Annotated in this window: 11 protein-coding genes and 1 pseudogene; 1 reads left to right on the top strand and 11 read right to left on the bottom strand. The window is 60.1% G+C overall.

The features are described 5' to 3' along the window. Positions 1–397 precede the first annotated feature (397 nt). Positions 398–841 (bottom strand): hypothetical protein, encoded by a 444-nt coding sequence (locus tag RA29_RS23485; protein WP_052249842.1) that lies wholly within the window; start codon positions 839–841, stop codon positions 398–400. A gap of 286 nt (positions 842–1,127) precedes the next feature. On the opposite strand from RA29_RS23485, the gene RA29_RS23350 reads away from it, so the two are divergent. Continuing rightward, positions 1,128–1,406 (top strand): hypothetical protein, encoded by a 279-nt coding sequence (locus tag RA29_RS23350; RefSeq protein ID WP_193743601.1) that lies wholly within the window; start codon positions 1,128–1,130, stop codon positions 1,404–1,406. 26 nt (positions 1,407–1,432) lie between these two features. On the opposite strand, the pseudogene RA29_RS23040 reads toward RA29_RS23350, so the two are convergent. From RA29_RS23040 to acs, 10 genes and pseudogenes are all read right to left on the bottom strand, one after another. Then, positions 1,433–1,570, bottom strand: a pseudogene (locus RA29_RS23040) (IS481 family transposase); the annotation flags it as partial. Positions 1,571–1,914: 344 nt separating this feature from the next. After that, positions 1,915–2,274 (bottom strand): type II toxin-antitoxin system RelE/ParE family toxin, encoded by a 360-nt coding sequence (locus tag RA29_RS20605; RefSeq protein WP_052249841.1) that lies wholly within the window; start codon positions 2,272–2,274, stop codon positions 1,915–1,917. After that, complete coding sequence (locus RA29_RS20600; protein WP_039689624.1) at positions 2,258–2,527, bottom strand: type II toxin-antitoxin system ParD family antitoxin; 270 nt, start codon at positions 2,525–2,527, stop codon at positions 2,258–2,260. The genes RA29_RS20605 and RA29_RS20600 overlap by 17 nt, the downstream gene beginning before the upstream one ends. Before the next feature lie 55 nt (positions 2,528–2,582). Next, positions 2,583–3,992, bottom strand: a complete 1,410-nt coding sequence (locus RA29_RS20595; RefSeq protein WP_039689622.1) for a 3'-5' exonuclease — start codon at positions 3,990–3,992, stop codon at positions 2,583–2,585. Position 3,993: 1 nt separating this feature from the next. Continuing rightward, entirely contained in the window at positions 3,994–4,512 is a 519-nt protein-coding gene (locus RA29_RS20590) for a hypothetical protein (protein ID WP_039689620.1), read from the bottom strand. A gap of 3 nt (positions 4,513–4,515) precedes the next feature. Then, positions 4,516–5,919, bottom strand: a complete 1,404-nt coding sequence (locus RA29_RS20585) for a DUF294 nucleotidyltransferase-like domain-containing protein (RefSeq protein ID WP_052249840.1) — start codon at positions 5,917–5,919, stop codon at positions 4,516–4,518. A 108-nt stretch (positions 5,920–6,027) separates the two neighbouring features. Further along, positions 6,028–7,812: a sodium:solute symporter family protein gene (locus tag RA29_RS20580; RefSeq protein ID WP_039689618.1), complete on the bottom strand. Its 1,785-nt coding sequence runs from the start codon at positions 7,810–7,812 to the stop codon at positions 6,028–6,030. 5 nt (positions 7,813–7,817) lie between these two features. Then, complete coding sequence (locus tag RA29_RS20575; protein ID WP_039689616.1) at positions 7,818–8,102, bottom strand: DUF4212 domain-containing protein; 285 nt, start codon at positions 8,100–8,102, stop codon at positions 7,818–7,820. A gap of 250 nt (positions 8,103–8,352) precedes the next feature. Beyond that, positions 8,353–8,940, bottom strand: a complete 588-nt coding sequence (locus RA29_RS20570; RefSeq protein WP_039689640.1) for an adenylate kinase — start codon at positions 8,938–8,940, stop codon at positions 8,353–8,355. A gap of 35 nt (positions 8,941–8,975) precedes the next feature. Then, the gene (gene acs, locus RA29_RS20565) at positions 8,976–10,949 is read right to left on the bottom strand and encodes an acetate--CoA ligase (protein ID WP_039689614.1); all 1,974 of its coding nucleotides are present in this window, start codon (positions 10,947–10,949) and stop codon (positions 8,976–8,978) included. Positions 10,950–11,023: the final 74 nt, after the last annotated feature.

Raw genomic sequence — 11,023 nt, 5'->3', positions numbered from 1 at the left:
CACGCTTCCCCTGAAATGACGCGCTCCTACCAACGCCGTCGGGATCGGTTCCGGGTGAATTTGACTAAAGCGGCTGGGCTTTAGCGTTAATCCCTCACAAGCTCTGAAAGATCCTCAGGCGGTGACCAAACACCAGACTTCGCTTTTACGTACGTTTTACACAGAGACGCGATCTTATCTTGATCGCCAAACCAAACACGTTGGCGGCCAACCACTGTTAGTTGTTCAAAAGCGTTCGCAATAAATCCATAGGTCGATAGAAAAAGACATCCGGCGACCTTCTCCGCGACGACTACATTCAAAAGATCTTGTACGGCATCTGAGCCGACCTTTGTTGCCGATCGCCAATGTTTGACCTCAACGAAGTATGTGGCCATTTGCCCTTTGACTTCGCATGTTACAATGACGTCCTTGCCCCCATCTTGGAGGGAGGTGTCAGCGCGGCAGCAAAACCCAAACTCTCGAAAACCTCCGCCATCAGCCGCTCCATGTCACGCCATTCTATGCAGGCCAATGCCCGCGCATAGCGGGCGACCAGCATGGCCAATTGGCGGCTCGCCCCGATGATTGGGAAATCCCCAACTTGCGTTTGTTCTTGAGACGGCTGGGCCCGCAGTTGTTGATTGCGCTCGTTCTGCGAAACCGTCTGCTGTCCGATTGGCAGGGCAGGGGAGGCCGCTTGGGGGCCGCCGTTTTGGATCGTGACAACGGTGGTATCAGGCTCTTGGTCTGGCAAGGTTGCAACCGGGTGCTCTGTCGGTGCCAGCAGAAGGCGCTGAACGGCCGTGCTGGGAGGCACGGCTTCGTCGCCGGTTTGGTCGAGTAGGACGCTCTTTTTCATTTGCCATCCGAGAGGATGTGATGATCAGTGGCAAGGCAGTGGCCGGAAAGAAACGTCGTCGTTTTGGAAAGGATGTATTCATCAGGCTCCTCCAGGCGCTGCTATGAAGCGGGAGATGGCCATCGCGTATCTGCAATCTGAGAGCTGCTGGAGGTTAAGCCTTGTCAAATCCACGCCGGAACATAAAGTGAACATATACATCGGTAAGCCGTGAAACATGCCGCTGCGGTGCGGCAGTCTTCAGCCATGGTTACCCCCACATTCGTTGGAGTTCCAAGAGGACGTCATGAAAAAAGGTTTTGATACGCTACCGAGTTGGGTCCTTGTTGTGCTGATTATGGTGACGTTCCCAGCCCTCGTTTGGCTAGAACGTTTTGTGCCAATTGGCGATGACTTCATCAGCTTAATTGATGAGCTTGGCTGGCTAGCGATTTTGCAAGAAGCGCTGCCGTTTGTCGGGACCATACTGGCGTTTTCCTTTGTTGGCTTGCTGGGACTGGGCTTCTCACTCGTATTTGTTACGAGTTTTTCAGTACTGGTCGATCGTATGAAGACAGGCAAATAGATGCGGCTATAACCAGGTTGGCTGTAGGTGTTCAGTCCCGGCATCTGGTGGATCGGATCTAAGATGAATCGCTCTAGCTCAGAAGTCCAGATTCTGCAGATGTATTCGTAAGGCGTGAGACCGCTCAGTGTCTTTAGGCGATGTACGAAGTTATATGCATCCAGGACGTCGGCGGAATGGCCTTTCACGCCATCTCGCTAGATATTTCCTAGCGTTCTGGTTTTGCAAGAATGTTGAAGCGGAGACAGCTGGTAGAAAAGCTCACCAATTTATCAGTCATGAAGTTGAATGCGCCTTGGACATACTTAGAGTCGGCACCCATTGATTTCCGACGTGCTGCGTGATTCACCGCTGCAAAAACGAGCGGTGAATATATCAGATCTTTTCTGGTTAACGGATGCGCAGATGGCGCGTCTTACCGAAGTCCTGACCCTAGAACAGATTGAACTATGGGAAGAACAACACGTCTTTTAAGTCAATATTACTGACTAATTTTATATAAATCAAATTACCCGTCGCTTTCCATAATGCGCCGCAAGATATGCCGCCGGTGGTCTTGACCGCCGAAAAACACACCTAGCACCCGCACCTCGCCACGCACTTCATCCGAGATAAAGTAGAACACCGCCTTATCTCTGGTCACATGCCGCAGCCCGTCCATGATCTGCGGCGCAAGCGTCCCCTGAAATGGCAAATCACCCAAGGTCGCCAGTGCATCCTCGATCCCGCGCACCCGCGCCGCAGCACGGTTCAACGCATCCTGCAGCGGATCGCCCAGGTCCCGATACGACTGGAACAGGTGGTCAAAGATAATCTCGATATCTGCGTCGCAGGCTGCACTGCGCAGAACCCTATAGCCCGTGGGCAAGAGACTTGGCCGCAATCATGTCTTCGGTCCGGCGGCGCCCGTCCTCTGCGGTCACAAACGGCCCCTCGGCCCGCTCGGCAAAGAAGGCCTGCAAGGCTGCCAGCTCCGCTCGCTCGCGTTCCTCCTCGGTCCGCACCAGCTCCAACCCGCGCTGTACCACCGCGCTCAGGCTGGCATACTGCCCATCGGCCACCAGTTGGCGGGCAAACTCATCCTGTTGATCCGTGATCGAGACTGAGGCTTTAACGGACATCACACGCTCCCATTGCTACTGGGTAGTATATGGGCACGCACCCGATCCATGCAAGTCAGTTCAGATCCTGCAAAAGCCGCCCGTGCTTCTTGCTCTCTGCAATCACATCCCGAAGCGTCCGCAGCCCCCTACCCTCCAGAAGCGGGATCAACCGCACCAGCGCCTCCGCCGTCACTTGCGCGTCACCCAGGGCGGTATGCCGCTGGTCGGGGGGAATGGAGATGTCGAGCCGATCACAGAGCGCGTCGAGCGTATGCTCTTCCGTCGTGCCAAAGACAATCGCTGACAACAGCACCGTGTCCAGCACCGGATGGTCCCACTCCACCCCCATCGCCCCTGCCCCGCGACGCAGAAAGGCGATGTCAAAGGGCGCATTATGCGCCACCAGAACGGCATCCTGACAAAACCCGTGCAATGCCCGCCCGGCTGTCGCAAAGTCCGGCGCGCCCGCCACATCCGCATCCGACACATGATGCACAGCGGTCGAGGCAGTTGGGATCGGACGACCCGGGTCCACATAGCTTTCCAGCACCTCACCCTCGACAATACGGCCATTCAAGACACGCACCGCGCCCAGCTGCACCACGTCATCATCTGCCGTGGACAAGCCCGTCGTCTCGGAATCGAAGGCCACGAAACACAACTCGGACAGGGTCGTGTCCTGCAAATCCTCTGCATCGCCAGCATTCAACAGATCGAAATCATAGACCAGCGGCCGCGCCGCCTCCGGCGACATCGGCTCCTCCGGCATCTCGATCAGCAGCATGAAGCCCGCCCCATCCAGCGGCTTGAACTTGGCGGCAAAGGTGGTCGTCGCATCCTTGTCCCGCAAGTCAAAGACCACCTCGGTGCCGGTCTGGTTCATGGTCGACTTCGCGCGGCCCAGATCGGCAGCATAGAAGTAATCCACCAAAGGCGCCTTCAGCCGCGGTGGCGCAATACCAGCCAGGATCTCTGCCGCTTGCCCGTCATAAAGGACAATGCCCATCCGCTCGTTCACCATAATCGTAGCCACCGGGATTTCGGTGAGAAGCGCGGTCAGCCTCTCCGCCTCGGCCTGCAGGCGCGCGGTCTTGTGGGCCACCTCCGTTGCGCTGTCCATCACGCTCGAGCTCAACACCTCGGAAACCGCTTGCGCAGCGGGGGCCAGGTCACCCAGATACCGCGCCACGTCGGCATCCACCTCACGCGCAACACCGGAATGGGCGCGCAGGCGCAGCTCTGCCGCAAGCGCATTGATGGGCTTGGCCACGTTCTCGTCAAAGAGCAACCAGACCACTGCCGCCAGACCGGTGTTGAGAAACGCAAAGAGAACAAAGGCGGTGACAAACGGCCCACCCGGCAGCGCGCCCTCACCCCGTGCCCAGCCAAAGTAAAGCGCCCCCGCCGCCAGCGCCGCGCCACCCGCCGCCATCAGGCAAAAGAACAGGAAGATGCGCAGGCGCAGGGACAGGCGGGTCAGCATCTCACGCCTCGCATACCATGCTCAGGATCGGATCGTCACCCGGCATCGCCTGCCAATCGGCATCGCTGACACTGCCATCGGCAGCAAACTCCGCCCCGTCGATCAGCACAGCGGACTGCGCCCCGGCACAGTCCAGCAGCATCGGCGTCTGGTTCACCGGCGACCAGCGGCCAAAGAAGTACAGATCCACCATACGCTGATCCGGCTGCGCCTCGTTCCGGCGCAGGTTGGCGACATCCACCGCGACAAAGCGCTTGGTGTAGGGCGCCACTTGCGTCCAGGGCCGAAACCAGCTTTGCTCATCCACGGTCATGGCAATCTCGACCCCCTCCGGCAGTCGCTCAGCGGTGCGCCCGAACCACGTGTATTCGTTCGAGATGGTCATGCCGATCATCCCGGCCCCCGCCGCCACAGGCATCAGCCACTTGGGCAAGCGCCGCCCGGTCATCAGGTTCAACACCATAACCAGACCCGCGGCGCCGATGCCTGCGAAAACCGTCGCAATCAATTCCACAAACATGGCCTACCCCAGTGCTCCCTTGCCCGTCCCCAGTGCGGATTGCATGGTTTTGACGATGACAAACGCCTCCCGCAAATGGCTGCGCTCAAACCCCGACAAGACGTCCGGCGGCAGCATATTGCCCGGCGCCTCGCCCTCCCTGATCTGCCGCGCCTGCCGCCGCAGCCGCGTGGTGGCGATCATATCATAGGCGTCAATCAAATCCGCCCCACCACTGGACGACATCGCGCCGGTCTCCAGCGCCGCCTCCAACCGCGCGCGCGTGTTCACCGCCGTCGCCTGCCCCTGCAGGGCATAGACGCGGCCCAGATCGACCACTGGCACAACGCCCGTGTGCTTCAGATCCAGCGGCGTGCGCGGCAACCGGTTAAACAGACCCAGCGGCGGCGCATGCTTCAGCGAATTCGACACTATGTGTGCGACGAAAATCGAGTTGCCCGACGCCTTCGCCAGTGTTTCAGCCTGCAGGTCGGAAAACAGGCTCTCATCCCCACCAATCGCCCGCAGATCAAACATGACAGAGGCGAGCATCTGCGCCTCCGGATTTGGCTTGGCGATCCAGCCCTCGAAATAGGCACGCCACTTCGACAAGGGCTGACACCAGCGCGGGTTCGTCGCCATCATGTCGCCGGGGCAATAGACGTAGCCACAGGCGTGCAGCCCGTCGCTCACGATCTGCGCCAGCTTGGCAAAGTAGGGCATATCCGCGTCAGAGACTTTATCCGACAGGATCAAACAGTTGTCCTGATCCGACACCCCGGTCTGTTCGCGCCGCCCCTGACTGCCGCAAGCGAGCCAAAGATATGGCACAGGCGGCGCGCCCAATTCCTCTTCGGCCATGGTCAACAAACGGCGCGTGACGGTATCGGCAATGTCCGTGATCAGGCGCGTCACCCCATCATGCCGCGTGCCCGCCCCGACCAGTTGCGCCAGCAACCCGGGAATACGGCCCGTCACCTCAGCCATCGCTGCCACATCCGGCGCCTCAGCCACCAATCGCACCAACTCTGCCGAAGACAACGCCTGAAAGCGTGTCAAATCGGTCTGGGTCACGATGCCCACCAACCGCCCAGCATCGACTATCGGCACATGACCGATGTGGCGCTCCATCATCATGTGCAGCACATCCAGACCCAGCGCATCGGGCGGTAACGTCAAAGGCGCGGGCGTCATCACCCGCTCCACGGGCTCTTCCGGGCTCAGCCCCCCGGCAACCACCTTTGCATTGATGTCGCGCACCGTGACGATGCCGCGAAAACCCTGTGCATCGACAATACAAACCGATGAAATCCGGCGCCCGGCCATCAACTCCGCCGCCGCGCGGATGGTGGCATCAGGCCCACAAATGACCGGATCGCGCGTCATCAACTCGTCCACCGGCAAAACGGTCAGATCCTGCGACGACATCAGCTACCTCCCGGTCAAGAACATGGCCTGCCCACGAGCATCGCGGACAGGCCGTCATTTTCAAGGCGCATCGCAGGGAAGAGAGGGCTGCGATGCGCCCAAAGGGCCTTAGTGGTCGGCGGCTGCCGCACCCGCTCCACGCGGGATGCGCACGCTTTCCACCAGGTCCTTGATCTCTTGCGGGGTCTCCTTGGTCATGCCGGACACCACGTAGGCGACTGCAAAGTTGACCATGGCCCCGATCGCACCGAACGATGTCGACTTGATCGGCCCCAAGAGCGGATCAGCATCCGTGAACGAATTGGTGTCCGGGATAAAGAACCAGCCTTTGTGCAGGAAGATGTACAGCAAGGTCACAACCAGACCGGCCAGCATACCCGCAACCGCGCCCACATTGTTGATGCGGGTCGAGAAGATGCCCATCATCAGCGCAGGGAAGATCGAGGCCGCAGCCAGACCAAAGGCCAGCGCCACCGTCTGGGCGGCAAAGCCCGGCGGGTTCAGACCCAAGAGCACAGCCACAACAATCGCCGCCGCCATCGAAATCCGGGCCGCAAGCAGCTCTGACTTCTCGGACATGTTCGGCGTCAGCTGACCCTTCAGCAAGTCGTGGCTCACCGCCGACGAGATCGCCAAGAGCAGACCCGCCGCCGTGGACAAGGCCGCCGCAAGACCACCTGCCGCCACAAGGCCGATCACCCAGCCCGGAAGGGACGCAATCTCGGGGTTGGCCAGCACAAGGATGTCGCGGTTGAAGTTGGTCAGCTCATTGCCTTCCCAGCCGTTGGCCGCAGCACGTTCCTGCAACTCGGCATTCGCGTCGTTGTAGTACTGGATTTTGCCGTCGCCGTTCTTGTCTTCCCAATCCAGAAGACCGGTCTTCTGCCACGTCGCCATCCATGCATATTCCGGATCGTTTTCAATGGCTTCGACCGTCACGGCCTCACCTGCGGTCCCATTGGGCCACATCAGCTCCGAGATGTTCAGACGAGCCATGGCACCAACGGCAGGGGCCGTCAGGTACAACAGAGCGATGAACACCAGCGTCCAACCGGCAGACCAGCGGGCGTCAGACACCTTGGGCACCGTAAAGAAGCGCATGATGACGTGGGGCAGACCCGCTGTACCGATCATCAGCGACAGGGTGAAAAGCACCATGTTCAGGGTAGACCCATGCGCTGCCGTATACTCAGCAAAGCCAAGGTCGGTCACGATCTGGTCCAGCTTCGCCAGCAGCGGCTCACCGCTTTCGGTCGAACCAAACAGACCCAGCGCAGGGATCGGGTTGCCCGTCAGTTGCAACGAGATGAAGACCGCCGGAATGGTGTAGGCGGTGATCAGCACGCAGTATTGCGCCACCTGGGTGTAGGTCACGCCCTTCATGCCGCCGAACACGGCATAGGCAAACACCACACAGGCACCAATCAACAGACCCCAGGTCGTGTCGATCTCAAGGAAGCGACCAAAGGCGATGCCAACACCCTGCATTTGACCGATCACGTAAGTGATCGAAGCCACCAGCAGGCAGATCACGGCCACTAGACGCGCGGTCGAGCTGTAGAACCGATCGCCGATGAACTCGGACACCGTGAACTTGCCAAACTTGCGCAGGTAAGGGGCGAGGAGCAGCGCGAGGAGCACGTAGCCACCCGTCCAACCCATCAGGAAGGACGAGTTGTCATAGCCGGTAAAGGCAATCAGACCCGCCATCGAAATGAAGGACGCCGCCGACATCCAATCCGCCGCCGTGGCCATGCCGTTGGTAACTGGGTGCACGCCGCGACCGGCAGCGTAGAACTCGCTTGTCGAACCCGCGCGGGCCCAGACAGCGATGCCGATGTACAGCGCGAACGATGCGCCGACAAACAGCAGGTTAAGTGTAAACTGATCCATGGCGATTACTCCTCGTCCACGCCGTATTGCTTATCGAGCTTGTTCATCCGCCAGGCGTAGAAAAAGATCAGCGCCAGAAAGACGAGGATCGATCCCTGTTGTGCGAACCAAAAGCCCAGGTCGGTCCCGCCGACCTCGATGCCGCTGAGAAGCGGACGCAGGATGATGCCAAAGCCAAAGGACACAAGCGCCCAAATGACCAGTGAAATCAGGATCATGCGGACGTTGGCCGCCCAGTAGCCCTTGTCCGTTTCGGACGCTCGGGCAATGTTTGTGGTTTCTTCCGCCATGGCGGCTCCTCCTTTGGTTTCCAATGCAGGGCCGCATAGGGCCCCATCGGTCGGTGCAAGTGCTCCGGCCAGGCCGGGCACTGCGTGTTTCCTCCAGTTTGCGCACGCTTGATCCGACATGTGTTGATGCAGATCATGGGTGCCTATACGCGGCCCCGGGCACGCCGGGACCACCCCGCCCCTCACGCACACAAGGGTCGGGCGCGACAAAACACGTGTCGCGTGAAACTCTGTCAGGACACGCCGATCGTCAGGTGGCGGCGTCCTTCACCATCGCCGACAGGGTCTCCGCAATCGCGTCGATCTCTCCCATCGCGTCGATGGACTGCAGCACGCCCTTGGCATGGAAATAGCCAAGCAGCGGCGCTGTCTTTTTGTAGTATTCCGTCAACCGCAGCTTCAGGCTTTCGGCATTGTCGTCAGCCCGTACCGGCTGGCCCGCAGCGCGTGCATCTTCCGCACGGCCCACGATCCGGTTCACCAGGATCTCGTCATCGACCTCAAGCGCGATGACAGCATCCAGCCGGTGCCCCGTCTTCTCAAGCAGCGCACCCAGCGCATCGGCTTGCGCCAGGGTCCGCGGGAAACCGTCAAAGATGAAGCCCGCGGCATCGCCACCCATCAGCTTCTCTTCGATCAACCCGATAACGATCTCGTCCGTAACCAACTCACCGCGCGCCATAACCTCGGCCACACGGTTGCCCATCTCGGTGCCGCTGTCTTTGGCCGCGCGCAGCATGTCGCCCGTCGACAGCTGCACCATGCCGTGCGTGTCGACCAACCGCTGCGCCTGTGTCCCCTTGCCTGCCCCCGGAGGGCCAAGCAGGATCACGTTCACGGGCCGCGTTTGCGTATCTACCGTCGCTCCGTCCATCAGTCGTCGCTCCGGTTCATACGGTTCTCGATCAGGTCATCGACCACAGACGGATCGGCCAGGGTCGAGGTATCCCCGAGCGAGCCAAAATCATCTTCAGCAATCTTGCGCAGGATACGGCGCATGATCTTGCCCGAGCGTGTCTTGGGCAGGCCGGGCGCCCACTGGATCAGGTCGGGCTTAGCAATCGGGCCAATCTCGGTCCGGACCCAGGTTTCCAGCTCCTTGCGCAGCGCGTCGCTGGGCTCTTCGCCGTTCATCAGCGTGACATAGGCGTAGATACCTTGCCCTTTGACATCGTGCGGATAGCCCACGACCGCGCTTTCCGCGACCTTGGCATGTGCGACCAAGGCGCTTTCCACCTCGGCCGTCCCCATCCGGTGACCGGACACGTTGATCACGTCATCGACGCGACCGGTGATCCAGTAATCGCCATCCTCGTCCCGACGGCAGCCATCGCCGGAGAAATAGTAACCTTTGTAGTCCCCGAAATAGGTCTTTTCGAACCGCTCATGGTCACCCCAAACGGTACGCATCTGACCGGGCCAGCTGTCCTTGATGCACAGGACCCCTTCGATCCCGTTGCCATCCAGTTCGATCCCACTTTGCGGGTCCAGCACAACCGGCTGCACGCCAAAGAACGGCTGCTGCGCCGAGCCAGGCTTCAGGTCTGTGGCCCCCGGGAGTGGGGTCAGCATGTGCCCACCGGTTTCGGTCTGCCAGAACGTATCGACAATCGGGCAAGCACCCTTACCAACCACTTCATGGTACCAGGTCCAGGCCTCGGGGTTGATAGGCTCACCAACCGAACCGAGCAGGCGCAAGGACGACAGATCGTACTTCTCAACCCATTCGTTGCCCGCACCCATCAGCGCACGGATCGCGGTCGGCGCGGTGTAGAACTGCGTCACCTTATGACGCTCACACACGTCCCAGAAGCGGCCCGCATCGGGGAAGGTTGGCACGCCCTCGAACATGATGGTCGTTGCACCATTGGCCAGCGGGCCATAGACGATGTAGCTGTGGCCGGTCACCCAGCCCACGTCGGCGGTACACCAGAACACATCCCCCTCGTGATAGTCGAACGTGTACTGATGGGTCAGCGCCGCATAGGTCAGGTAGCCGCCGGTCGTGTGCACAACACCCTTCGGCTGACCGGTCGAGCCGGACGTATACAGAATGAACAACGGATCCTCGGCACCCATCTCGGCGGGCGCTGCATAGTCCGACGCTTCCAGCGCCATCTCGTTGTAATCATAGTCGCGGTCGGTCCACGTCGTCTGACCGCCCGTCCGCTTCACCACCAGGCATTTCACGCTGTCCTTGCAATGCAGCAGCGCTGCATCCGTGTTCGACTTCAGGGGTGTCTCCCGTCCGCCTCGGGGCGCGTAATCAGCGGTGATGACGACCTTGGCGTCACACCCGTTGATCCGCGCCCCAAGCGCGTCCGGGGAGAAGCCGGCAAACACGATGGAGTGGATGGCACCGATGCGGGCACAGGCCAGCATCGCATAAGCGGCTTCCGGGATCATTGGGAGGTAAATGATAACCCGGTCGCCTTTGCGAACGCCCAGCTCTTCCAGGATGTTTGCCATCTTGCAAACAGAGCTGTGAAGTTCGCGGTAAGTGATATGTTTCGGTTCGACCTTCGACGTGTCATCCGGTTCCCAGATGATGGCCGTCTGATCGCCACGTGTTTCCAGATGCCGGTCGATGCAGTTGGCCGACACGTTCAGTGTGCCATCCTCAAACCAGCGAATGTCGATATTGCCCGGCTCGAACGAGGTGTTCTTCACCTTGGTATAGGGCTTGATCCAGTCAAGCCGCTTGCCCTGCTCGCCCCAGAACGCTTCGGGGTCAGCGACGGACGCGGCGTACATCTTGGCATAGCCGTCAGCATCCAGATGCGCGCGGGCCTTAACCTCTTCCGACGGGGGGAAAGTGGCCGCATTCGGCGTGCTTTGAATATTCATGGGTTCTCCTCCGGTTTGGGCTCGGATCCGCTTTGCATCGGCTTCGTCACCCGGGGCGTTTTGATATGCGCCTG

This window comes from Tateyamaria sp. ANG-S1 (assembly GCF_000814025.1).
GTDB lineage: Bacteria > Pseudomonadota > Alphaproteobacteria > Rhodobacterales > Rhodobacteraceae > Tateyamaria.
This window is presented reverse-complemented; position numbering and strand designations above follow the sequence as displayed.

Bases quoted from the DNA above. Each gene is read 5' to 3' on its own strand.
- RA29_RS20590 (WP_039689620.1), bottom strand. From the start codon at position 4,512: ATGTTTGTGGAATTGATTGCGACGGTTTTCGCAGGCATCGGCGCCGCG.
- acs (WP_039689614.1), bottom strand. From the start codon at position 10,949: ATGAATATTCAAAGCACGCCGAATGCGGCCACTTTCCCCCCGTCGGAA.
- RA29_RS23485 (WP_052249842.1), bottom strand. From the start codon at position 841: ATGAAAAAGAGCGTCCTACTCGACCAAACCGGCGACGAAGCCGTGCCT.
- RA29_RS20600 (WP_039689624.1), bottom strand. From the start codon at position 2,527: ATGTCCGTTAAAGCCTCAGTCTCGATCACGGATCAACAGGATGAGTTT.
- RA29_RS20580 (WP_039689618.1), bottom strand. From the start codon at position 7,812: ATGGATCAGTTTACACTTAACCTGCTGTTTGTCGGCGCATCGTTCGCG.
- RA29_RS20585 (WP_052249840.1), bottom strand. From the start codon at position 5,919: ATGTCGTCGCAGGATCTGACCGTTTTGCCGGTGGACGAGTTGATGACG.
- RA29_RS20595 (WP_039689622.1), bottom strand. From the start codon at position 3,992: ATGCTGACCCGCCTGTCCCTGCGCCTGCGCATCTTCCTGTTCTTTTGC.
- RA29_RS20575 (WP_039689616.1), bottom strand. From the start codon at position 8,102: ATGGCGGAAGAAACCACAAACATTGCCCGAGCGTCCGAAACGGACAAG.
- RA29_RS23350 (WP_193743601.1), top strand. From the start codon at position 1,128: ATGAAAAAAGGTTTTGATACGCTACCGAGTTGGGTCCTTGTTGTGCTG.